The following is a 23,476-nucleotide window of genomic DNA, read 5'->3' as shown; positions in this document are numbered from 1 at the left end:
GGCGCCAGAGGTCACCGGGAGAACCTGCCATGCCGGGCTCGCCGTTCCGGCATCCGGGGTGCGGGTCCCGATCAGCGGCGTTCGGCCGGCCTGATCGCGGCGGTGCCGCCGAGGTGGATCCGCGGGCCGGTCGGGTCCGGCCGCACCTCGGCGGTGATGGTGGCGGGCGCGCCGAGCGCGTCGCCCATGTCGGCGGTGACGGCCGGCACGCCCTGCCCGGCGAGGTGGGCGGCCAGGCAGGCGGTGCTGTTGGCGTTGGCGATGTCCTCCGGGACGCCGATCGACGGCGCGAACATCCGGGCGGCGAGCCGGCCGCCGGCCTGCGGCGGGCTGTAGACGTAGCAGCCCAGCAGGTCGAGACGGTCGCAGGCCTCGCGCAGCCGGGCGAAGTCCGGCGCCAGGGCGGCGAGGGCGGCCCGGCTCGCCACCGGGACCAGCAGCCGCGGGCGGCCCAGCACGGCGACCCGGGCGCCCGGCCGCAGCACGCCGGGCGCGGCGCCGAGTGCCCGCAGCACGGCGCCGTACCCGCCCGCGTCCGGCTCGACCGGCCTGGGCGGCTCGGGCGGCCCTGGCGGCCCTGGCGGCCCGGGCCGACCCGGCAGTTCGACCGGGCCGGGTTCGAAGGCGGCCGCGAACCGGTGGCCGGCCACCCTGGCGGCCCGGCCGGCCAGGACGCCGCCGCGGGTGCGCACGGCGCCCCGCCACTCGCCGTCCCCGGCGCGGGCGGCCAGGAACGCCAGCGCCGCGATGGTCCCGTGGCCGCAGGCGGGCAGTTCTCCGGTGGCGGTGAAAAAGCGCAGCGAAACGCGCGCGCCGCCGGGGCCGGTGTCCTCGGCCGCGACGAAGACGGCGTGCGAGGTGCCCGCCCGGCCGGCCACGGCGCGGCGTCCGGCGTCGGTCAGGCCGGTCTCGGCCAGCCCGGGCTCAGCCAGGACGGTCTCCGTCGGGCCGGTCTCGGCCAGTACCGCGGTCGGGCTGCCGCCGGCGCCGTCCCGCAGGCAGGCCCGCACGATCGTGACGGCCGGCCCTCCGTCGTTCACCGGGGCGTCGGGCACCCGACGATCGTACGGTGACCGGCCTGCGCGTGCCGCGCCCCGCCCGGGGCCCCGTCCGGGGCGCCCGGTCAGGCCCGGGCGCGCCGCTTGACGAAGTGCCCCCGGCAGTGCGCGCAGCAGAAGCCGAAGGTCTCACCGCCGGCCTCCAGGATGACGGCGTCCGCGCGCGGTACCGTCGCCCCGCACACCGGGTCCACGACCATGCCGTCCGGCACCGGTCCGGCAGGGCCGGTCGTGGCCTGCTCGATCAGTTCCAGCAGGTCGGACGCCCGGCGGACCCGGCCGCCGAACCCGTAGCTTCCCTGCGGGACGGGCAGGACGTTCACCAGGACGTCCGGTTCGCCGTCCCGGCCGCCGTCCACCCCGGCGAGCCGCTCGGTGATCCGGGTGATCAGGGTCTCGCTCATCTCCTTGCCCCAGGCGCCACTGTGCACGTTCACCACGTACCGCGGCGGCGCGCCCGGGCCGAGCGGTACGCCGCCGGAGTACCAAGTGTCCGCCTCCCGGACGACCACGTCGGTGAGCGAGTCCATGAACTCCATCACCCCGGGATCGGTGGCGTGCCCTTCCGCGTCCGCCAGCAGCCGCGTCGCCGTCAGCCCGGCGGCGATCCGCCGCCGCTCCTCCTCGCCGATGGCGCCCTTGGGCACCAGCACCTCGATGAACAACATGTTCGCGCCTCCTGAGGCGGGGCCCGGCAGGGGCCGTGCGCCGCCGCCCTTCGTCTCGGCCCGCCCTCGCTCAACGATGGTGGCGGGCGCGCGGCGGCGCGTCGTCCTCCCGGCGAAGGCGTTCGGGGCTACCTCCGCGGCGGTAGGAAACGGCGGCCTACATCGCGGGAAGCGCGTCCGCCGGGCCTGGTGCGTCCGGTGCCGGACAGCGCCGCGCGCGGCCGCTTGCGGGCGTGCGGCGTTTGGACCTGGGACGATCGGGCAGGAGAGGCAGCAGCCGACAATTGAAATGGTCTTGACAAAAGCAGTGTTCGGTACCAGCCTTTGGAGCCCGGGGGCGGTCGGACGACATGGCCGGCGCCTGGACGCGCGGACCGCCCGACGGTGCGGCCGCGCGTCACGGACCGATCGAAAGGACGGAATGACCATGAGAAAGCTGATCGTCACCACCTTCGTCAGCCTCGACGGCGTCATGCAGGCTCCGGGCGGAGCCGGCGAGGACGACAGCGGCGGCTTCGCGCACGGCGGCTGGACGGTGAACTACTGGGACGAGACGCTGGGCCAGGCCATGGAGAGCTTCATGAGCCCGCCGTTCGACCTGGTCCTGGGCCGCAAGACCTACGACATCTTCGCCGCCTACTGGCCGCACGCCCCGGAGGAGGCCGGCGCCAAGCCGCTGAACGACGCGACGAAGTACGTCGCCTCGCGGGGCCGGCCCGAGCTCAAGTGGCGCAACTCGGTCCTCATCGAGGGCGACGTGGCCGAGGGCGTCGCCGCGCTCAAGGAGCAGGACGGGCCCGAGCTGCAGGTGCACGGCAGCGGCGACCTGATCCAGACGCTGCTGCGCCACGGGCTGGTGGACGAGTTCCACCTGCTGGTCTTCCCGGTCCTCATCGGCACGGGCAAGCGCCTGTTCGGCGCCGGAACCGTCCCGGCGGGGCTCACGCTGGCCGACCACAAGGTGTCGGGCACCGGCGTCACGATCGCCACCTACCGCCCGGCCGGCGAGCTGACCACCGGCACCTTCGCCCTGGACTGACCCGGACCGACCCGGACCGACGTGGATCGGCCTGGTCCATCCCGGACGCCCGGCGGCCTCGGCCACCGGGCGTCCGGGATCAGGCCGTCGCGGCGTCGTCCGGGACCAGGCCGGGACGGCGGCCCGCACCGGGAGGGCCGGCACCGCTCCGTTCATCCGGTGAGCACACCTTCGCCCGGGGCGCACCAGGCTATAGAGTCTGCCCCGGAACCGGCGCGAAGCCGGGCGGAAGGAGCGGGATGCCCATCACGCCGCTGTCCCTGCCGCAGCCGCCGCCGCGAGCACCGGAGTTCGGGCGCGACTCGCTGATCGTCTGCGAGAACCTGGTGCGGATCTACCAGTCCGGATCGATCGAGGTCCAGGCGCTGCAGGGGCTGGACCTGCTGGTCGAGAGCGGCGAGATGATCGCCGTCGTCGGCGCCTCGGGGTCGGGCAAGTCGACGCTGCTGTCCATCCTGGCCGGGGTGGACGCCCCCACCGCCGGGCGGGCGCGCGTCGACCGGTGGGATCTGCTGGCGATGTCCCGGGCCGACCGGGTGCGCTACCGGCGGCACACCGTCGGGTTCGTCCGGCAGCAGACGTCCGCCAACCTCATCCCCTACCTGACCGCCCGGCAGATGGTGGACCTGCCGATGACGGCGGCCCGCACCCCCGCCAAGGTGCGCCGCGCCCGCGCCGCCGAGCTGCTGGAGACCCTGGGTGTGGCCGACTGCGCCGACCGGCGGCCCGGCCAGCTGTCCGGCGGGCAGCAGATGCGGGTGGCCATCGCGGTGGCACTGGCCAACGAGCCCCGCGTGCTGCTCGCCGACGAGCCGACCGGCGAGCTGGACACCGCGACCGCCGCGCAGGTCTTCGCGGCGCTGCGGGACGTCAACCGCCGGCTCGGGGTCACCGTCGTCGTGGTGACCCACGACCCGGAGGTCAGCGGCCAGGTGGAGCGGACGGTGGCGATCCGCGACGGGCGCACCAGCAGCGAGGTGCTGCGCCGCACCGCCACCGCCGACGACGGCGGCACCCACGTGATCGCCGAGGAGTACGCCGTGATGGACCGGGCCGGGCGGGTGCAGGTGCCCCGCGACTACCGCGAGGCGTTAGCGCTAACACGCCGGGTCCGGCTGGCGCTGGAGGCCGACCACGTCACCATCCACCCCGACCTCGGCGAGCGGCCGTGAGCGCCGGACCCGCGGCCGGGCCGCTGGTGAGCGTGCGCGGCGTGCACCGGACCTACGGCACCGGGGCGGCCACCGTGCACGCCCTGCGGGACGTGTCGTTCGACCTCACCCCCGGCACCATGGTGGCGCTGGTCGGCCGGTCCGGCTCGGGCAAGACCACCCTGCTCAACGTCATCGGCGGCCTGGACCGCCCGGACGCCGGCACCGTCCGGGTGGACGGCGTCGAGGTCACCGCCCTGGACGAGGACGGCCTGGCCCGGCTGCGGCGCGAGCGGGTCTCCTACGTGTTCCAGACGTTCGGCCTGATCCCGGTGCTGTCGGCCGCGGAGAACGTCGGCGCCCCGCTGCGGCTGGCCCGGATGCCGGCCGCCGAGCGCGAGCGCCGGGTCGGGCTGCTGCTGGAGCTGGTCGGGCTGGCCGGCCACGCCGAGCAGCGGCCGGGCGAGCTGTCCGGCGGGCAGCAGCAGCGGGTGGCGATCGCCCGGGCCCTGGCCGCCTCGCCGCGGCTGCTGATCGCCGACGAGCCGACCGGGCAGCTGGACGCCGAGACCGGCCTTTCGGTGATGGCGCTGCTGCGCGGCGTGGTGGAGTCCGAGGGCGTCACCGCGCTGGTGTCCACGCACGACCCGACGATGATCGCGCTGGCCGACCGGGTGATCCGGATCAGGGACGGCCGGCTGGACGGCCAGGAGGCGCCATGACCGCCGGGTGCGCCGGCCGACCGGACGGCCCGGATCAGGAACGGCCGGCAGGCGCCATGACCACCAGGTGCGCCGGCCGGGCGGACGGTCCGGATCGGAGACGGCCGGCAGGCGCCGTGACCGCCGGGTGCCGCAGGTGCTGAGGTTGCTGGTCCGCCGCGCCCGCGCGCAGTGGCCGCTGCTGGCGGCGCTGGTGGCCGTCGCCATGGTCGGGCCGACCCTGCTCGGCGCCTGCGCGCTGCTGGTCACCCGCACCGCCGAGCGGGCGATCGAGGTCGCCGCGTCCCGCGCGGACCCCGCGGACGTCGCCGCCACCGCCTACGCCGTCACGGTGCGCGGCCGGGACGCCCGGTCGGTCGCCACCGACACCCGCGCCGTGCTGACGTCGGCGTTCGCGCCGTTCGCCGTGACGACCGACGCCCGCGCGTCGTCGGAGCTGCGCGCGCTGCCCTCGGAGATCACCGGCCGCCAGGGCACCGCGGCCGAGACCTACCTGGCCGCGGTGGACGACCTTTCGGCCCGGGCCCGGCTGACCGCCGGCCGGCTGCCGCGCGCCGCGGCCGGCCGGAACCCCGCCGGGCCGCTGGAGGCGGTCGTGCTGGAACCCACCGCGCGGCAGCTCGGCCTCACGCCGGGCAGCCGCGTCCGGCTGGGCGCCGAGCTGGGCCGCGACCCCGCCCCGCCGGTGGAGGTGACCGTCGTCGGCGTCGCGCGCCCGCTGCCGGGCACCGGCTGGGAGCGCGATCCGCTGGGCGGCACCGGCTACGATCTCGCCTTCCACGACGGCCGGTCCATCCTGCCGGTCCGCGCCTACGGCCCGTTCCTGGTCGATCTCGCCGACCTGCTCGCCGGCGGCTCCGACGTCGACCGGCTGGAGATCACCGCCCGGCCCGACCTGTCCGCCGCCACCCGGCGCGACCTGGACACCGTCGCGGCGGCGGTGCTCGGTGCCGACCGCCGGCTGGCGGGCGTGCTCGGCGACCGGGTGCGGATCGAGCGCATCGCGTCCCGGCTGCCGGCCACCCTGCAGGCAGCCCGCGACCACCAGCAGGTCACCACGGCCCTGGTGCTGGCCCTCGCCGTCCTCGGCTGCGTGCTGACCGCCACCGCGCTGGCCCTGGCCGGCCGGCTCACCGCCGGGGTGCGCGCCGGGGAGACCGCCCTGCTGTCCGGCCTCGGCGTCGGCCGGGGCCGGCTGGCCGCCACCACCGCCGTGGAGGCCGGCGCCTTGGCCGTGCTGGCCGCCGCGCTCGCGGTCCCCGCCTCCTCCGTCCTGCACGCCCGGCTGACCCGGCTGCCGTCGCTGGCCGGCGCCGGGCTGGCCACCGGCCCGGTGGTGACCACCGCCCAGGTGCTCACCGTCGCCGGCGGCGCGCTGGCGCTGGCGACGGTGCTGCTGCTGCCCGCGGTGCGCCCCGCGCCGGCGGCCGGCGAGCGGCGCGACCGGCGCGAGCTGCTGATGCGCTCCGGCGCCGACGTGCTGCTGGTGGCGTTCGCCGCCGCCGGCTGGTGGCAGCTGAACGCCCAGCCCGCCGCCGGCGGTCCCCGGGCCGACGCCGTCCGGCTGCTGGCGCCCGCGTTGCTGCTCGTCGCGGGCGCCGCGCTCGCGCTGCGCGTGGTGCTGCCCGCGCTGCGCGCCGCCGAGCGGTTCGCGACCCGGGCCCGCGGGCTGGTGGTCCCGCTGGCCGCGTTCGAGGCCGCGCGCCGGCCGCAGGCGGCGGCCGCCGGGCTGCTGGTCGGCCTGGCCTGCGCGGCCGGCACCTTCGGCGTCGCCTTCGACGCCACCTGGCAGCGCTCGCAACGCGACCAGGCCGCCTTGGCCGTCGGCACCGACCTGGCCCTCACCCTCACCGCCCCGCCGGAGGCCGGGCAGGGGGCGGCCGTCGCCGCGGCCACCGGCGGCGCGGTGAGCCCGGTCACCGACCGCGGCGTCGCGGTCGGGCAGTGGCTCGGCGGCGAGGGCGACCCGCCCCGGCTGGTCGCCGTGGACACCACCCGGGCCGCGGCCCTGCTGCGCGGGCGCACCGACGGCGGCCGCGGCTGGCCGGCCGTCGGCGCCGCGCTCGCCCCCCGGGAGCGCGCCGGCGGCCTCGGCGTGCCGGCGGGCGCCGCGATCACCCTCACCGGGACGGTGGCCGGCCCGCCGCTCACCGTGACCCCCCGGTTGCTGATGCAGGACGCGACCGGGCTGCGGACGCCGTGCGGCGGCGCGCCCGTCCCGCTGGACGGCCGGGCGCACCCGCTGCCGGAGTGCGCGACGACCGGCGGGCTCCGGCTGGTGGCGGCGTCCGTGCTCTTCGAGGTCGCCACCGGGCCGCCGGCGAACGCCGGGATCTCCTCCTGGGCCGGCCAGGATCCGCCGCCGGACGGCCAGTCCCGGGCCGCGGTCACGCTCACCGTGCCCGGCGCCCGCGCGGCGCCCGGCCCGCCCTGGTCGGTCACCTCCATCGAACCCGTCCCCGGCCAGCTGGGCAGCCCGGCCGTCACCCTGGACGGCACCCCGGCGGGAGCCCGGCTGAAGATGACGACGACCGTCGTGCTCAAGGGCCCGCCGGACGCGGCCCGCACCCTGGTGGCCACCGCCTTCCCGGTCCCCGGCCCGGTGCCGGTCGCGGTGTCCGGCCGGTTCGCCGGCGCGATCGGCGCCCGGCCCGGCACCCGGCTGGGCCTCACCATCGGCACCACGGCGGTGCCGGTCACCGTGGCCGAGGTGGTGCCCACCGTGCCGTCCGCGCCCGGCGCGGCGGCCCTGCTGGCCGACCAGGACGCCCTCTCCCGCGCGCTGGTCGTCCGAGGCGCGCTGGACGCCCCGGTGGACGGCTGGTGGGTCGGCGGGCCGACCCGGGCGGACGCCGCGGCGCGGGCCACCGGCCTGCACCTCGGTCCGGTCACCACCCGGGCCACCGAGACCGCCCGGCTGGCCGGCGGGCCGCTGCGCACCGGGCTGCCGGCCGCGCTGCGGCTGCTGGTGCCGGCCGCCGGCCTGCTGCTGCTCGCCGGGGTGGTGCTGCACGTGACCTGCGACCTGCAGATCCGCGCCCTGGAGGTGGCACGGCTGCGCGGGCTCGGCATGACCCGCCGGGAGATCCGGGCCGTGCTGCTCGGCCAGCACGCCGGCGTCCTGCTGCCGCTGGTGGCGGCGGGCGCGCTGCTCGGAGCCCTGGCCACCCTCGCGGTCGCGCCGCTGATGGTGCGTTCGGACACCGGCGGCGCGCCCGTCCCGGTCGCCCTGCCCACCTGGCCCTGGCCGGCCGAGGCCGGCCTGCTCGCCCTGCTGCTGGCCGGGTGCGCGCTCGCGGTGACCGCCGCGGTCACCGTCCAGTCCCGCCGGGCCGACGTCGCGCACCTGCGGGTGGCGTCGTGAGCCCCCGCATCCGGCCGCCCGCCCCGCACTGGCCCAGCGTGCGCGGGCGCGCGCTGGCCGACGCCGGCCCGCTGCTGCTGGCCGCCGCGGTCGTGGCGGTGGTCACCCTGCTGGCCGGCGCGGTGCCGCCGCTGCTGGCCGCCACCGCCGACGACGCCGTGCGGGACGCGGTCCGCCGGGCCGGCGAGGACGCCGACGTCCTGGTGCACGCCGAGCTGCAACGCGACGACGGGCCGTACGGCGGGCGGCTGCGCACGCCGCGGCTCGCCGAGGAGGTCGACGACCTGCGCGAGCGGGTCGTCGACGAGATCGGGCCGGCCATGCGCGCCGCGCTGCGCCCGCCGGTCGCCTCGGTCTCGAGCCCCGTGCTGCGGGTGACCGACGGCAGCGTGCTGCGCACCCTTCAGCTGGTGTACCTCGCGGCCGACCCGCGCGCCGGCGGCGGGCCGCGGGTGACGTGGGTGGCGGGCGGCCCACCCGGACCGTCCGCCGCCGGGGCGGCCGACCCCGACCGCGAGGTTCCTTATGACGGCCCGCCGTGGCCGGTGCAGGTCGGCCTGTCGGAGGCGGACGCCGCCGCGCTCGGCGTGCGGCCCGGTGACCGCATCCCGCTCAAGGACGAGGAGAAACGCGACAAGGACGTCCGGGTCAGCGGCATCTTCCGCGCCGCGGACGTCGCCGAGCAGGCCTGGCGGCCGGTGCCCTGGCTGCTGCGCCCGGTGCCGGGCGTGGACGGGACGGGCACCACCCGGCTCGGCGCCCTGCTGTCGCGCGACTCGCTGCCCGACGCCCGGCTCGCCTTCGAGCAGCAGGACACGCAGCGCACCGTCCGCTTCAGCCCCGACCCGGGCCGGCTGACCACCGGCCTGGCCACGTCGATCACCGCCAACGTGGTCAACCTCAAGGCCGAGTCCGGCTCCTCCGGCGACTTCACCGGCCCGCCCAGGTGGCAGACGCGGCTCGACGCCGTGCTGCGGGACGCCGGCACCCAGATCGCCGCCGGGTACGCGCAGGCGTCGGTCCTGCTCGCCGGGGTGCTGGCCGCCGCGGTGCTGGTCCTGCTGCTCGCCGCCGACCTGCTGGTCCGGCGGCGCGGCCCGGCGCTGGCCGCCGCCCGGCGGCGCGGCGCCGGGCTGCCCGACCTTGGGTCGGAGCTGCTGCTGGAGTCCACCGCGGTGACGCTGGCGGCGGCCGCCGCCGGGTTCCTGGTGGCCGGCCTGGTCGCCCCGGGCGTCGCCTGGGGCTGGGCGGTACCGGTGGTGCTGGCCGCCGTCGCCGCCGGCCCGGGGTTCGGGACGCTCGCCGCCGCCCGGGCCACCGGCGACCGGCGGGTGCCGGCCAACCGGTCCGCGCGGCGCTGGAACCTGCGCACCGCCCAGCTGCGCCGCGGCGCCCTGGAGGCCGCCGTGCTGGTCGCCGCGGTCGCCGCCCTCGTCGCGCTGCGCCAGCGCGGCATCCTGCCGCCCGGCGGCGGCGGCGACCCGGCCGCGGCCGCGGTGCCGGCCGCGGCGGGGTCCGGAACGGACGGCGGGACGCTGCCGGCGAGCGCGCCCGCCCTCGGCGTGCTGGCCGGCGCGCTGGTGCTGCTGCGGCTGCTGCCCGCCGGGACGGGCCTGGCACTGCGGCGGTCGCTGCGCTCGCGCCGCCCGCTGGCCGTCTTCGGCGCCGCGCGGGCCGCCGCGACGTCCGCGCGGGCGCTGCCGCTGCTGGTCATGGTGACCGGCACCGCGCTGGCGACGTTCGCGCTCACCCTCGCCGCCACCGCCGAGCGGGGGCTCGCGGACGGCGCGTGGCGCACGGTGGGCGCTGACGCCCGGCTGGACGCCCTCCGGGCCGACGCGGCGGCCACCGCCGCGCTGGCCCGGCGGATCGGCGCCGCGCCCGGAGTCCGGCTGGCCGTCGCCGGTCAGGTGACCGACGGGGCGCGGGTCGCCGCGGCCGGTTCGGTGATCGTCTCGCCGCGGCTGGTCGTGGTGGACGCGGCCGCCTACCGGGAGCTGCTGGCCACCACCCCGCTGCCGGACGCGCCGGACCTCGCCCGCCTCGGCGCGCCCGCGGCCGGCGGCGTCCCGGTGCTGGTGCGGTCCGGCGACGGCGGCATGCGCCCCGGCATGCGGATGGAGCTGCGCCGGGACGGCGGCGCCCCGGCGATCCCGCTGGCCGCCGTCGGCGACGCGCCCGCGGTCGACGGCGCCGACGACGTCGTCCTGGTGGACGCCGCGGCCCTGGCGGCGGCCGGGCTGCCGGTGGCGGCGAACACGGTGTGGGCGACCGGCCCCGGCGCGGCGCGGGCGGTCGCGGCGAACGCCGCCGGTGCGGACGCCGTGTCCCGGGAGAACGTGCTGCGGGCACGCCGGGACGCACCGCTGACCGCGGGGCTGCTGCGCCTGGCGCGGGCGGCGGCGGTGGTCCTGTCGCTGCTCGGCCTGCTGGGGCTGGTCGTGGGGGCGGCGGCGAGCGCGCCGGAGCGGTGGCGGACCCTGACCCGGCTGCGCACGCTCGGCCTCCGGCCACGGGACGCCCGCTGGGTCGCCGCCGGCGAACTGCTGCCGGCGGTGCTGGCCGCCGCGGTGGCCGGGCCGCTGCTCGGGCTGCTGTTCGCCCGGCTGACCCTCGGCCCGCTGGCGCTGCGGCTGCTCACCGGGCAGCCGGCCGATCCGGTCCTGGTGCCGCCGTGGTGGCCGCTGGCCGTGGTGGCCGCGGCGCTGCCCGTCGCGGTCGCCGTGCTGGTGCCCGCCGAATCGGCGCTGCGCCGCCGCCGGCGGATGAGCGAGGTCCTGCGCGCCGGCGAGGGGTGACGCGCTCCCCCGGCCGGGCGGCCGGAACACCGCACGGGCCGGTGGGGTGACGCCGCGGCCGCCGGCCGCCGGGCGGGCGTGTCCCGGCCCGCCGGGGAACCGGCCGGGGCGGCCGGCGGGCCACGCACGATGAAAGATTCATGTCGTCCGGCGGCGCCGCGCCGCCGGCGCCCGGGTACGCCGGCCGCCGCGCGCGGTCGCCGTCCGGCTCCGACACCGGGCGGCCGGGCCGGTGGAAAGCTCCGACCAGCCACCATGTCACCGCCGCGCGAAGCCCGCTAAAGATCCGATGATCAGCGAGCCGCTGGCCTACTTATCGGCGAGAAACGCGGAAAATTACCGGCTATTGACCCGATTAATCCAGTGTTCGTAATGTGGCCGACACCTTGATCAGGCCACCTCGCACCGCGGGTCACCCCGGATCCCCCCGTGACTCGTGGCCGGAACGAGGACAGGCCGTACCCCGACTTCCGCCGGGACGGAGAACCGAATGTCCGACCTATCGCGCAGGCAGCTGTTCCGATACGGCGCGGCCGGCGCCGGAGCCGCGCTGTTGCCCTTCCAGTGGACGGCGACCGCGCGGTCCTCGTCGGTGGCCCCCGCCGAGGTGCTCGCCGCCAACGATCTGGCGCTGTGGTACGACGAGAGCGCCGGCACCGACTGGCTGCGCGCGCTGCCGATCGGCAACGGCCGGCTGGGCGCCATGGTGTTCGGCAACGTCGACACCGAGCGGCTGCAGCTCAACGAGGACACCATCTGGGCGGGCGGCCCCTACGACCAGAGCAACACCCGGGGCGCCGGAGCGCTGGCCCAGATCCGGCAGGCGGTGTTCCAGAACAACTGGAGCCAGGCGCAGAGCCTGATCGACCAGAACATGCTGGGCAGCCCGGCCGGGCAGCTCGCCTACCAGACCGTCGGCAACCTGCGGCTCAGCATCGGCAACACCTCCGGCGTCTCGGAGTACAACCGCACCCTGGACCTGAGCACGGCCACCGCCACGGTGTCGTACCTGCAGAACGGCGTGCGCTACCGGCGCGAGGTGATCGCCAGCGCCCCCGACCAGGTCATCGCGATCCGGCTGACCGCCGACCGGGCGAACTCCATCAGCTTCTCCGCGACGTTCGACAGCCCGCAGCGCACCACCCGCTCCAGCCCGGACAGCCGGACGGCGGCGCTGGACGGCGTCTCGGGCAACTTCGAGGGCAAGACCGGCTCGGTCAGGTTCCTGGCCCTGGCCCGCGCCATCACCGAGGGCGGCACCGTCAGCAGCTCCGGCGGCACGCTGCAGGTGTCCGGCGCCACCAGCGTGACGGTGCTGGTGTCCATCGGCTCCAGCTACGTCAACTACCAGAACGTCGGCGGCGACTACCAGGGCATCGCCCGGCGGTACCTGGACGCCGCGCAGGCCCGCACCTATGACGACCTGCGCAGCCGGCACGTGGCCGACTACCAGCGGCTGTTCGGGCGCACGACGCTCGACCTCGGCCGCACCTCGGCCGCCGACCAGCCCACCGACGTGCGGATCGCCCAGCACGCCAGTACCAACGACCCGCAGTTCTCGGTGCTGCTGTTCCAGTTCGGCCGCTACCTGATGATCAGCTCGTCCCGCCCGGGCACCCAGCCGGCGAACCTGCAGGGCATCTGGAACGACTCGCTGACCCCGTCGTGGGACTCGAAGTACACCATCAACGCCAACCTGCCGATGAACTACTGGCCCACCGACACCACGAACCTGTCGGAGTGCTACGAGCCGGTGTTCAAGATGATCAGCGAGCTGGCGGTCACCGGCGCCCGCACGGCCCGGGTGCAGTACAACGCGGGCGGCTGGGTCACCCACCACAACACCGACGGCTGGCGGGCCACCTCGGTCGTCGACGGCGCGCTGTGGGGCATGTGGCAGACCGGCGGCGCCTGGCTGTCCACCATGATCTGGGACCACTACCTGTTCACCGGTGACGTCGAGTTCCTCCGGCAGTACTACCCGGCGATGAAGGGGGCCGCGCAGTTCTTCCTCGACACCCTGGTCGAGGAGCCCAGCCTCAAGTACCTGGTCACCAACCCGTCGAACTCCCCGGAACTCCCCCACCACTCGAACGCCAGTGTGTGCGCCGGGCCGACGATGGACAACCAGATCCTGCGCGACCTGTTCAACGGCTGCGCCCAGGCCACCCAGGTGCTCGGCGTGGACGCCGACTTCCGCACCAAGGTCCTGGCCGCCCGGGACCGGCTGGCGCCGATGAAGGTCGGCTCGCGCGGCAACATCATGGAGTGGCTGTACGACTGGGTGGAGACCGAGCAGAACCACCGGCACATCTCCCACCTGTACGGCCTGCACCCGAGCAACCAGATCACCAAGCGCGGCACCCCCACGCTGTACAACGCCGCGCGGCGGACGCTTGAGCTTCGCGGGGACGACGGCACCGGCTGGTCGCTCGCCTGGAAGATCAACTACTGGGCGCGGATGGAGGAGGGCGCCCGGGCGCACACCCTGATCCGGCTGCTCGTCTCGACGTCCCGGCTGGCGCCCAACATGTTCGACCTGCACCCGCCGTTCCAGATCGACGGCAACTTCGGCGCCACCTCCGGCATCGCCGAGATGCTGCTGCAGAGCCACAACGGCGAGCTGCACGTGCTGCCCGCGGTGCCGTCGGCCTGGCCGACCGGCAAGGTGCAGGGCCTGCGCGGGCGCGGCGGCTACACGGTGGACGCGACGTGGAGCGCGAGCGGCGCCTCCGGAGAGATCCTGGTCAGGTTCGACCGCGACGGCAGCGTCAACGTGCGCGGCCGGATGCTCACCGGCACCTCCCAGGTGGTCGACGCCGAGACCGGCGTCGCCGTCACCGTCACCCGTCCCGAGGCGGACGTCATCGGGCTGACCGGCCAGGCCGGCCGCACCTACCGGATCACCGGCTCCGGCGGCAGCAGCACGCCGACGCCGACGGCGACCCCGACCCCGATCCCGACCGGTTACGTGCGGATCGCCAACGGCACCACCGGGCTGGTGCTGGACAGCGGCGGCAACGTGGCCTCGGGGTCCAACCTCAAGCAGTGGAACTGGGACGGCAACAACAACCTGCAGTGGCAGCTGGTGGACCTGGGCGGCGGCTGGTATCGCATCGTGAACCGGACCAACGGCATGGTGCTCGACAGCTGGGGCAACACCGCCAACGGCGCGGTGTGCCGGCAGTCGGGGTGGAACGGCGGCAACAACCAGCAGTGGCGGCTGAACGACGTGGGCAACGGCCGCAAGCAGATCATCAACCGGGGGACCAACACCGCGCTGGACGGCATGGGCAACGGCACCGCCGGCTCCACCGTCGGCATGTGGACGCCCAACTCCAGCAGCAACAACCAGTGGACCATCATCAACCTCTGAGGCCGGCGGCGCGCCGATGATCTCACCCGGACCCCGCCTTCCCGCGACCGCCACCGGTCGCGGCGAGGCGGGGTCCTGGCGTGCCGGGCCGGTACCGGCACGCGGCGCGGCGCCGGGCTTCGGTCCGCGGGCGCCCGGCCCGGAGGGCCGGCGTGCGGGGCACCGCCGTTCAGGGGCCGGCGGTGCCCCGCCGGCCGGTCCACCGGGCCGGGCCGGGCTCCGGCGTGGTCATCCCTTCAGCGAGCCTTGCAGCAGGGCCGCGACGAAGCGGCGCTGGAAGATCAGGAACACGATCAGGGTGGGGGCCAGGATGAGCAGCGACCCCGCGCACAGCAGCGGGATGTCGGTGCCCCACTGCCCCTGGAAGGCGCCCAGCGCGCCGGACATCGTGCGCTTGGTGGCGTCGTCGACCAGCACGATCGCCAGCAGGAACTGGTTCCAGGTCCACAGGAACAGCAGGATGCCCAGCGAGGAGATCGCCGGCATGGCCAGCGGGACGTGGATGCGCCGGAACAGCTGCCACACGTTCGCGCCGTCGATCCGCGCGCTCTCCGACAGCTCCTCCGGCATGTTGATGAAGTGCGCGCGCATCCAGAAGACGCTGAACGGCATGAACAGCCCGATGAGCGGCAGGATGATCGCCCAGCGGGTGTTCAGCAGCCCCATGTCGCGGATCTGGTAGTACAGCGGCGTGATGACGCCCTCGAAGGGCAGCGTCAGGCCGAGGACGAAGACCAGGAACAGCACGCGACCGCCGACGATCTTGAGGTGGCCGATGGCGAACCCGGCCATCGTGCCGAGCACGATGGACAGCGGCACCACGCCCAGCACGATCAGCACGCTCGACTTCAGCAGCTCGGCCATGTTCGCGGCCTGGAAGGCCCGCAGGAAGTTCCCCCACTGCGGGTCCTCCGGCCAGGCCAGCCCGGGCGGGTAGGTGCCCGAGGGGTGCAGCGCGGTGACGAAGAGACTGAGGAACGGCAGGACGGTGACCGCCATCATGGCGACCAGCAGCAGCCGGCCGGTCCAGGCCTCCCGCCGGGGGGTGATCATCGGTTGCCGTCCCTGGTGAACCACTGGATGGGCAGGGCGCAGGCGATCACCAGGACCATCAGGACCATGGCCAGCGCCGAGGCCATGCCCACCGCCCGTTCGGAGAACGCCAGGTAGTAGATCTGCAGGCCGGGCACCATGGTGGCGTTGCCCGGGCCGCCCTGGGTCGAGATGTAGATGATGTCGAAGCTGGCCAGCGCCGCGATCACGGTCACCGTGACGCAGACCGCGATCTCCTGCCGCAGGCTGGGCACGGTGATGGAGACGAACTCCCGCCACGCCCCGGCGCCGTCCAGCCGGGCGGCCTCGTACAGGGCCGGGTCGATCTTGCTCATCCCGGCCAGCAGCAGCAGCGTGCACAGGCCGAGCAGCACCCAGGCACCGATCAGCCCGACCGCCGGCAGCGCGGTGGCGAAGTCACCGAGCCATGCCCGGGTCACCGCGCCGAGGCCGAGCAGCCGCAGGAACTGGTTGACGACTCCGGTGGACGACAGCAGCCAGCTCCACGCGATGCCGGCGGCGACCAGCGGGATGACCTGCGGCAGGAAGATCACCGTCCGGGCCGCCAGGGCCAGCCTACTGGCGGCGATCCGCCGGATCATCGCGGCGACCGCCAGGCCGAGCAGCACCGGGATCGCGCTGAAGAAGACGATCAGCTTCACCGCGTTGACCAGCGAGTCGAACAGCGCCGGGTCGGTGAAGACCCGGCCGTAGTTGGCCAGGCCCACCCAGCTGGACGGGCCGATCCCGTCCCACTCGTAGAGGGAGTACTGCGCCGTCAGCACGATCGGGCGCAACACGAAGACGGCGTAGAAGACGAGCGCGGGGAGGACGAACAGCCAGCCGGCCAGGCCGCGGGTGGTCCGCGCCCGCCCCGCGGCGGCTCGCCCGCGCGGGGCGGGACGCGATCGCGCCATCGGCGATCAGTTTCCCTCGACCTGGCGCGTGTAGTCCGCCTGCACCTGCTTCAGCAGCTCCTGCGGAGTCTGCTGCCCGGCCACCAGCTTCTGCAGCTGCGGGGTCCAGCTCTTGGCGTAGATGGCGCCGGTGGCGTTGGCGATGAAGTCCATCGCGCCGTCGTCCTTGGCGATGTCCGCCCCGGCCGCCAGCGTGGCCGCGGTGACCTTGTCCTCCGCCACCTGCGGCATGTAGGCGTCGGCCGGTCCCATCGGCCGCGATCCGCCGACCTCCACGCCGATGTCCCGGGCCTTCTTGTCGGTGGCCACCCAGTTCAGGAAGGAGGCGGCGCAGTCGGCGTTCTTGGCCCGGGAGCCGATGCCGAAGGTCAGCGGGGCCGACATCGCGGCCCGCTTGCCGCCCTGCTCGGCCGGCGGCATCAGGAAGAACCCGGTCTTGCCCGGCAGCTGCTTGTCCAGGTTGCCGGACTCCCAGTCGCCGTTGAACATGAACAGGCCCTTGCCGCCGATGAAGCGGCTCATCATCGTCGCGTAGTCGACGGCGTTGACGTCCTTCTGGAAGTACCCCGCCTTGACCCAGCGCTCCAGGTGCTGGGCTGCCTTCAGGTTCGACGGGGTGTCGATGGACGCCCCCGGCTTGTTGAAGATCCAGTCGTTGATCGGGCCCGGCGGGCCGTAGGAGGCCATCAGGTTCTGCAGCGGGAAGGCCAGGCCGCCGGTGGCGCCGCCGTTGAACTGCACGATCGGTGTGACGCCGGCGTTCTTGGCCTTGGCGAGCGCGTCGTCCAGCTCGGCCAGGGTGGCCGGTGGGGACGACATACCGATCTTGGCGGCCAGGTCCTTGTTGTAGAAGACGCCGGTCATGCTGAGGTTGAGGCCGAGCGCGTACAGCGAGCCCTCGCCGCGCGGGCGGCCGCCGGGGCCCATGCGCAGCTGCTCCAGCTGCGAGGCCGGCCACCTGTCCCAGCCGAACGCCTTGGCGTAGCCGTCCATGTTCTTCAGCAGGTTGTCCTTGACCAGCTCGGAGACCTGCGGAAGGCGCATCAGGTCGGGCGGGTTGTCGGCCAGCACCCGGGGCGCGTTCTGCGTGATCACCGCGAACTGGTCCTCCCGGATGTCCCACGTGACGTTCGGGTGCTGCTTGGTGAACTCGGTGGTGAGGTCCTTCGGCAGCGGGAAGCCGGTCTCGAAGTAGCCGCTGAGGGTGACCGGCTCGGTGCCGCAGGTGGGCGCGGTGGACAGCGAGGAGGACGCGCCGGCCTCGGGCTGCGGGCCGTCCCCGCCGGGCGCCGCGCACGCGGCGGCCAGCGTTCCCATGGCGATCACAAGTGCGGCCCCCGCGGGGCGAACTCGACGAGCCATGCGCATCTCCTCTGCTGCCTGGGACGCCAGGGAGCCGCCTGATGTCCCACTTCCATTGCTAAATCGGGTTAGCGAACGTTAGTCTCACGGGACGGATCGCGGGATGTCAACCCTCCGTAATACGCTCTTGACGATCGGAGGTCGCCGGGTGAGCCGACGCAGGGTCACGCTGGCCGATGTGGCCAAGGCCGCCGGGGTCTCCCGTACCGCCGCCTCGCTGGTGCTGTCCGGCCGGAGCCGCGAGCTGCGGCTCTCCCAGGAGGTCGAGCAGCGGGTGCTGCGGGCCGCCGAGGAGTTGGAGTACCGGCCCAACATCGTCTCGCTGGGCCTGCGCACCGGCATCACCCGGACCATCGGCTTCGTCTCCGACACCGTCGCCACCTCGCGGCTGGCCGGTGACATGATCAAGGGGGCGCTGGAGGCGGCCCGCGAGCGCGGGTTCATGCTGTTCATCGGCGAGACCGAGGGCGACGCCGAGCTCGAGCGCCTGCTGGTGCAGGCCATGCACGACCGCCAGGTGGACGGCCTCGTCCTGGCGTCGATGTTCACCAGGACCATCAAGGTTCCGGAGAGCATCACCGCCGTGCCCGCGGTGCTGCTCAACGCGCTGCCCGAGCGGCCCACCCCGCTGCCGGCGGTGCTGCCCGACGAGGTGGAGGCCGGCCGGCGCGCGGCCCGGGTCCTGCTGGAGGCCGGGCACCGGGACGGCATCCACCTGATCGGCGCCGGTCCGGACCTGCGCGACCCGTCGGAGAGCGTGGCGGCGGTGGAACGGCTGGCCGGGATCCGCGAGGTGCTGGCGGCGGCGGGCACCAGGGTGGCCGGTGCCCCCAGCGTCCCGGACTGGCAGCCGGAGTACGGGCACGCCGCCACCCGCGAGCTGCTGGCGACCACCCGGCCGCGCGCGCTGATCTGCTTCAACGACCGGCTGGCGCTGGGCGCCTACCAGGCTTTCGACGACTTCGGGCTGAAGGTGCCGGCGGACGTCTCGGTCGTCTCCTTCGACGACCACCCCATCGCCGGGTGGATGCGCCCCCGGCTCACCACCGTGGCGCTGCCGCACTACGAGCTGGGGCGCCGGGCGGTCGAGGTGCTCTTCACCGAGATCGACCGCGAGCAGCCCGATCCCGGCCGCGACGGCGAGGTGCACCGGATCCCGATGCCGCTGCGCGACCGCGACTCGGTGGCCCCGCCGTCCGGTAGCCCGTGCTGACCGCCGCCTACGCCGGCGACATCACCTCGTAGAGGTTGCGCGCGACATCGACGAAGAACAACCCCCTCGGGCACAGCGGATGGTCGATCCGTCCGTTGCCGGGATCGGTGGGATGATTCCCGTACGGCACGCCGGCCTCCCGCAGCCGGGCCAGGATGTCGTCGAACGTCGCCGGGTCCACGTCGAAGGCCAGATGCACGCCGACCGGATCCGGCACGGTCAGGTAGTCCAGAGTCAGCGTGTCGTTCACCCGTACCGGGGCGAAGTGGCCGTTCCGCCCGGCGGGCGGCAGCTCCGCCAGGCCCATGATGGACGCGAAGAACCGGGCCGCCTGGCGGTTGTCCACCGCGGGGACGATGGTGTGATTCAGCGTGACGGTCATGCCGCGCCCCCCGGAGCGGCCAGCGCACCGTGTAGCAGGACGTCGACCAGCTCCGCCGCGGACGGCTCCGCCTCCCCGCCGGCCTGGGGGGAACGGCTGAAGAGCATTCGCAGGAAGACGGCGGCGAGCTTCTCCGGTGCCAGGCGCAGGGCGGCGCGGTCGGGTTCGACCAGGTCGGTGACGGCCTGGCGGGTCGCCGTCACCGCGTTCTCCCGGCTTCCCAGGGCCGGACCGTCACCCGCCGTGCGCGTGCGGCGGTGGCCGGAGGCGGCCAGGGCAGCCATCACCGTGCCCATCCGCTCCAGATAGGCGCGCAGGGCTTCGGCGGCTTGGACCAGCCGGGCGTCGAGCGGGTCGTCCAGCGGGATCGAGTCCAGCTCGCGCAGCACGTGCGCGGAGTTCATCGCCTCCAGGGTGCAGGCGTCCAGCAGCGCGTCCTTGTCGGCGAAGACCCGGAAGATCGTGCCTTCGCCGATGCCGGCCGCCCGGGCGATCTGCCCGGTGGTGACGGCGGCGCCGTGCTCGGCGACCAGCGGCAGCGCCGCCGCCACGATCATCGCCCGGCGCTGCTCGGAACTCATGGCCGGCGCTCGCCGGCGAGAAGGTGATGTGGTCATGCAGCCGACTCTAATGAGTGAGCACTCACTCCGTCAATGCCGAGTGAGCACTCACTCCTATCCGATCCTCCTCCGCTCCCGGTGGGCCGGCCCGGCGGCAACCGCGGAACCGGCCAACCGGTCTCCGCCGAGGGCGACGGGCTCGAACACCCGGGGGACACCGGATCGACGTCCCGCGTACGTTGGGATCATGAGCGATGCGCAGGTGGCGGACGAGGGCACGTCGCCGTGGCGAAACCGAAACTTCCGCTTATTCCTCTCGATTCAGGCCTTATCGGCGCTTGGGGACTCCTTCTCCTACGTGGCGATTCCGCTGCTGGTGCTGCGCTCGACGGGATCGGTCGTGCAGATGGGCCTGATCACCGGGTCGGTCGGGGTCGCGTCGATCGTCGCCGGGGTATTCGCCGGATACATCACCGACCGGGTGAACCGGCGGGCGCTGCTGATCGCCTGTGACGCGGCCCGCTGCCTGCTGTACGGGCTCATCGCGATCGTGTGGGTGTTCTCCCCGCAGGTCTGGCTGCTCTACCTGGCGGTGCCACTCGCCGGCGCGTTCGCCATGCAGTTCCAGGTCACCCACGTCACCATGGTCCCCAGCCTGGTGGAACAGGGGCAGATCACCAGGGCCAACGGCCACCTCTACGCGAGCTACGCGGTCGCCGGCGTCGCCGGCCCCATGCTGGCCGGCCTGCTGTCCGGCGCGTTCGGCCCGTCGGCCGCCCTCGCCGTGGACGCGGGCACCTTCGCCGTCTCGGCCGCCGGGGTGCTGCTGATCAGGACACGCCCGCTGCCGGCCCAGCCGGCCGCCGCCCGCGCCCGGCTGGGCCGGGACCTGCTGGCCGGGGTCGGCTTCCTGTGGCGGCATCGCATGCTGCGGTCGCTCACGGTGTTGCTGGCGCTGCTGACCTTCATCACCTACGGCATGACCGACCTCATCGTCTACTACCTCAAACACGATCTCGGCCGCCCGGACGGCACCGTCGGCTACGTACTGGCCGCCGGAACCGTCGGCACGCTCGTCGCCTCGGTCACGGTCGATCGCACCCGCGGCCGACTGGGGTTCGGCGTCTCCTGGATCGGCGCGTGGGCGCTGTGCGGGGTCGCCATCGCGGGTCTCGGCATGTCCACCGCGGTCCCGCTGATCGCCGCGTTCACCTTCGGCCAACTCCTGTGCACAGGCGTCGCCGGCATCTGCTCCATGTCCTTCCGGCAGGAGGTCACTCCGAGCCATCTGCTCGGGCGCGTCACCTCGGCGTTCTGGACGCTGCACTCGGCGCTCGGCCCGCTCGGCGCCGCCGTGCTCGCCGGGGCCGCTGCCGGCCACGGCGTCACGCCGGTCCTGCTGGTCGCGGGCGCCGCCTGCGCCGTAATCGCCCTCTCCGCCACCCTGACTCCAATCCGCCCGGCCGGAGCGGCAGAACTCGCCGGCGAATCGGCCTGAGTTCGAACACGGCAACAAGCAGGCCCGACCCAATCGATCACCGGGTTCCAGGGGTTGGACTAACGTGGTGTCCATGAAGCAGGTCCGGCAGTATCACGCCGCCTCTGTCGCGGTGCTCGCGGGTTGGCTGAGCGACCATCCCGACGAGGAGACACGCTGGCGCCTGGTCGCCGAATTCCTGGAGGAGTACCGGCATGAGCCTCCGGTGGTTCGCCTCGACCTGCTGGCGTCAGAACCCGCGAGCGTAGGGGATCCTCACTGGGACGTCTTTCTGGCCGCGCTCGCCGAGCATCTGGCCGCGAAGGACGGTAAGGCCGGTCCGCCCTGGACGGATACGCGGCGGCTACACCGATTCTGGTTCCCGTTCAACACCCCGGCGGCACGAGTCGACGCTTTCGTCCACGCACCGGCTTCCTTCCGCCGCCGTGGCGTCTTCATCCACCCTCAGGAGCTGGAAGTCGCATGAACGACGCCCCGCTTCTCGATCGCACGGCGACAGAAGAGGCATTCCGGCGTTTGGGCGATCGCCTGGTCCGCCGGGGGGTCGTTGCCGACCTCTATATCTTTGGCGGGGCAGCCATGGCTCTGGCCTACGACGCCCGGCGGTCCACCCGGGATATCGACGCCGTCTTCGAACCGCATGGGCCTCGATGAGGCACGCGGAGTGGCCTCCGAGCTCGGTCTGCCATCGTGGTGGCTCAATGAGCAGGCCAGCGCCTATGTCGCTCCTGGCGGAGACGGCTCGGCCCGACGAGTTTTCGGCCACCCGGGACTACGCGTGTCCGCGGCGTCGCCGGAACACCTCCTCGCCATGAAAGTCCTGGCCGCTCGCCGACGAGACATCGGCGATATTCGTGCACTTGTCGAGCGCCCCTGAACCTCGACTCGGTCGAAGCAATCCTCACGCTGTGTGCAGAGGTCTTCCCAGACGAGCCCATTCCTGACCGCGCTCGTCTCATCTTGGAAGATCTCTTCGAGGAGTCTCCACCATGATCCCTCTCGGCGACGAAGGTCGAGATCAGCATGTGGGCCAGATTTTCGAACACAACACATGTGGCGGGGCTGTCCGGCCGAGCTGCGTTGGGAGATGACCTGGCGGCAAGGAACCTCCAGCGCGCCGGTAGCTCCGTCGATACACGGCGACACCTCGGCCCTGGGGCGCCCCCCTCAATGATCCTCGAGGCCAAGCTGTATCGCGGCGGCCTGGACGGTCTGGGCGAGCAGGACGGCGATGGTCATGGGACCGACACCACCGGGCACCGGGGTGATGAGGCTCGCTCGCACCGCCGCGCTCTCGAAGTCGACGTCCCCGACGTTGCCCGGGTTGTAGCCGGCGTCGACCACCACCGCGCCGGGCTTGATGTCGTCGCCGTGGATGAATCTCGGCCGACCCACGGCCGCCACCAGCACGTCGGCCTGCCTGACGATCGATCCAAGATCGACGGTTCGGGAGTGGCAGTAGGTCACGGTGGCGTCGCGGTCGAGCAGCAGCATGCCGGCGGGCTTGCCGAGAATCGGGCTGCGTCCCACCACGACGGCATGCTTTCCGGCGAGTTCGACCTGGTACTCGGCGAGAAGGCGCATGATGCCGCCCGGAGTGCAGGACTGGAAGCCCGGCAGGCCGAAGCTCATCGCGGCGAAGGAGTGCATGGTGACCCCGTCGACGTCCTTCTCCGGAGCGATGGCCTCGAACGCGGCCCGCTCGTCGATGTGCTCCGCGACCGGGTGCTGGAGCAGGATGCCGTGCACTCCGGGATCTTCGGACAGCGCAGTGATGGCGCCGACGAGTTCCTGTGTGGTGGTCGCCGCGGGCAGGGTGATGCGCCGGGAGATGATGCCGGCCTTCTCGCTCCTGTTCTGCTTCATCCGCACATAAGTCACCGAGGCTGGATCCTCCCCGACCAAAACGGTGGCCAGGCAGGGTGCCTGGCCGGTCTGCCGGTGGATCGAGGCGGCTCTCGCCGCACAGTCATCGACGATGCGCCCGGCGAGGCGGGTCCCGTCAAGCAGGCGGGCGGCGTGGCTGGTGGTCAAGGCTTCTCCTGGCATCGCGGTCCGCAGCGGAGTCAGCCCAGGCGCGCGGCACATGCCAACAGCTCAGCGGCCGCTCCCCGGTGGTGCTCCACCTCAGCGCCAGTCACGGCCTGCGCACCACTGTAGCGGAGCCGGCCCGAGCATGACCTGCCCGCATGGCCGCCCCCTCCCGATCCGTGGTCTGACCGACAGCACCGAGCTTGTAATGATCACGGCCGCATGATTACGTGTGCCGGATGAGTCGTTATTCGACTATGGGACGACGTCTCGCACCCGTTCAA

Annotated in this window: 18 protein-coding genes and 1 riboswitch; of the genes, 10 read left to right on the top strand and 8 right to left on the bottom strand. The window is 74.2% G+C overall.

The genetic code is table 11. The features are described from left to right. Positions 1-71: 71 nt before the first annotated feature. Together Sru01_RS31330 and Sru01_RS31325 are read right to left on the bottom strand one after the other, a co-directional pair. Positions 72-1,055 carry a PhzF family phenazine biosynthesis protein gene (locus Sru01_RS31330; RefSeq protein ID WP_239137903.1) on the bottom strand — a complete coding sequence of 328 codons (984 nt, stop codon included), beginning with the start codon at positions 1,053-1,055 and terminating at the stop codon, positions 72-74. A gap of 68 nt (positions 1,056-1,123) precedes the next feature. Next, a complete protein-coding gene (locus Sru01_RS31325) occupies positions 1,124-1,726 on the bottom strand; it encodes a YHS domain protein (RefSeq protein WP_203993345.1) in 603 nt (200 codons plus the stop codon). Positions 1,727-2,153: 427 nt separating this feature from the next. Between Sru01_RS31325 and Sru01_RS31320 the strand changes: the two genes are divergently transcribed. The 6 genes from Sru01_RS31320 to Sru01_RS31295 all read left to right on the top strand — a co-directional run bounded on the left by Sru01_RS31320 (position 2,154) and on the right by Sru01_RS31295 (position 14,176). Then, on the top strand, positions 2,154-2,765 hold the full coding sequence (locus tag Sru01_RS31320) for a dihydrofolate reductase family protein (RefSeq protein ID WP_203993342.1): 612 nt from the start codon (positions 2,154-2,156) through the stop codon (positions 2,763-2,765). 239 nt (positions 2,766-3,004) lie between these two features. Continuing rightward, positions 3,005-3,937, top strand: coding sequence for an ABC transporter ATP-binding protein (locus Sru01_RS31315; RefSeq protein WP_203993339.1), 933 nt, complete (start codon positions 3,005-3,007; stop codon positions 3,935-3,937). After that, entirely contained in the window at positions 3,934-4,638 is a 705-nt protein-coding gene (locus Sru01_RS31310; protein ID WP_239137902.1) for an ABC transporter ATP-binding protein, read from the top strand. The genes Sru01_RS31315 and Sru01_RS31310 overlap by 4 nt, the downstream gene beginning before the upstream one ends. Positions 4,639-4,774: 136 nt before the next feature. After that, positions 4,775-8,002: an FtsX-like permease family protein gene (locus tag Sru01_RS31305; RefSeq protein ID WP_239137901.1), complete on the top strand. Its 3,228-nt coding sequence runs from the start codon at positions 4,775-4,777 to the stop codon at positions 8,000-8,002. Next, complete coding sequence (locus Sru01_RS31300) at positions 7,999-10,800, top strand: FtsX-like permease family protein (RefSeq protein WP_203993337.1); 2,802 nt, start codon at positions 7,999-8,001, stop codon at positions 10,798-10,800. The genes Sru01_RS31305 and Sru01_RS31300 overlap by 4 nt, the downstream gene beginning before the upstream one ends. A 490-nt stretch (positions 10,801-11,290) precedes the next feature. Further along, entirely contained in the window at positions 11,291-14,176 is a 2,886-nt protein-coding gene (locus tag Sru01_RS31295; RefSeq protein WP_239137900.1) for a glycosyl hydrolase family 95 catalytic domain-containing protein, read from the top strand. 228 nt (positions 14,177-14,404) lie between these two features. On the opposite strand, the gene Sru01_RS31290 is transcribed toward Sru01_RS31295, so the two are convergent. Genes Sru01_RS31290 through Sru01_RS31280 form a run of 3 tightly spaced genes read right to left on the bottom strand, consistent with a single transcriptional unit; the run spans position 14,405 to position 17,508 of the window. Beyond that, positions 14,405-15,229 (bottom strand): carbohydrate ABC transporter permease, encoded by an 825-nt coding sequence (locus Sru01_RS31290; RefSeq protein ID WP_203993335.1) that lies wholly within the window; start codon positions 15,227-15,229, stop codon positions 14,405-14,407. Next, the gene (locus tag Sru01_RS31285) at positions 15,226-16,146 is read right to left on the bottom strand and encodes a carbohydrate ABC transporter permease (protein WP_239137899.1); all 921 of its coding nucleotides are present in this window, start codon (positions 16,144-16,146) and stop codon (positions 15,226-15,228) included. Before Sru01_RS31285 ends, Sru01_RS31290 begins: the two co-directional genes overlap by 4 nt. Before the next feature lie 6 nt (positions 16,147-16,152). Beyond that, positions 16,153-17,508, bottom strand: coding sequence for an ABC transporter substrate-binding protein (locus Sru01_RS31280; protein ID WP_203993333.1), 1,356 nt, complete (start codon positions 17,506-17,508; stop codon positions 16,153-16,155). 148 nt (positions 17,509-17,656) lie between these two features. Between Sru01_RS31280 and Sru01_RS31275 the strand changes: the two genes are divergently transcribed. After that, positions 17,657-18,721, top strand: a complete 1,065-nt coding sequence (locus Sru01_RS31275; protein ID WP_203993331.1) for a LacI family DNA-binding transcriptional regulator — start codon at positions 17,657-17,659, stop codon at positions 18,719-18,721. 7 nt (positions 18,722-18,728) lie between these two features. Here the strand turns inward: Sru01_RS31275 and Sru01_RS31270 are convergent, their stop codons facing one another. Beyond that, complete coding sequence (locus tag Sru01_RS31270; RefSeq protein ID WP_203993329.1) at positions 18,729-19,103, bottom strand: VOC family protein; 375 nt, start codon at positions 19,101-19,103, stop codon at positions 18,729-18,731. Continuing rightward, a complete protein-coding gene (locus Sru01_RS31265) occupies positions 19,100-19,684 on the bottom strand; it encodes a TetR/AcrR family transcriptional regulator (RefSeq protein ID WP_203993326.1) in 585 nt (194 codons plus the stop codon). Before Sru01_RS31265 ends, Sru01_RS31270 begins: the two co-directional genes overlap by 4 nt. Before the next feature lie 226 nt (positions 19,685-19,910). On the opposite strand from Sru01_RS31265, the gene Sru01_RS31260 reads away from it, so the two are divergent. The 3 genes from Sru01_RS31260 (at position 19,911) to Sru01_RS31250 (ending at position 21,815) form a co-directional block, all read left to right on the top strand. Beyond that, positions 19,911-21,161, top strand: coding sequence for an MFS transporter (locus tag Sru01_RS31260; protein ID WP_203993323.1), 1,251 nt, complete (start codon positions 19,911-19,913; stop codon positions 21,159-21,161). 73 nt (positions 21,162-21,234) lie between these two features. Further along, the gene (locus Sru01_RS31255) at positions 21,235-21,627 is read left to right on the top strand and encodes a hypothetical protein (RefSeq protein WP_203993320.1); all 393 of its coding nucleotides are present in this window, start codon (positions 21,235-21,237) and stop codon (positions 21,625-21,627) included. Then, positions 21,624-21,815 (top strand): DUF6036 family nucleotidyltransferase, encoded by a 192-nt coding sequence (locus tag Sru01_RS31250; RefSeq protein ID WP_203993317.1) that lies wholly within the window; start codon positions 21,624-21,626, stop codon positions 21,813-21,815. The genes Sru01_RS31255 and Sru01_RS31250 overlap by 4 nt, the downstream gene beginning before the upstream one ends. Before the next feature lie 513 nt (positions 21,816-22,328). Here the strand turns inward: Sru01_RS31250 and Sru01_RS31245 are convergent. Further along, positions 22,329-23,195 (bottom strand): bifunctional 5,10-methylenetetrahydrofolate dehydrogenase/5,10-methenyltetrahydrofolate cyclohydrolase, encoded by an 867-nt coding sequence (locus Sru01_RS31245; protein ID WP_239137898.1) that lies wholly within the window; start codon positions 23,193-23,195, stop codon positions 22,329-22,331. Positions 23,196-23,223: 28 nt separating this feature from the next. Next, a riboswitch (ZMP/ZTP riboswitch) is annotated at positions 23,224-23,312 on the bottom strand. Positions 23,313-23,476: the final 164 nt, after the last annotated feature.

The sequence above is a fragment of the Sphaerisporangium rufum genome, assembly GCF_016863395.1.
Lineage (GTDB): Bacteria > Actinomycetota > Actinomycetes > Streptosporangiales > Streptosporangiaceae > Sphaerisporangium > Sphaerisporangium rufum.
Note: the sequence above shows the minus strand (reverse complement) of the source record. Positions and strands in the feature narration are given on the sequence as shown.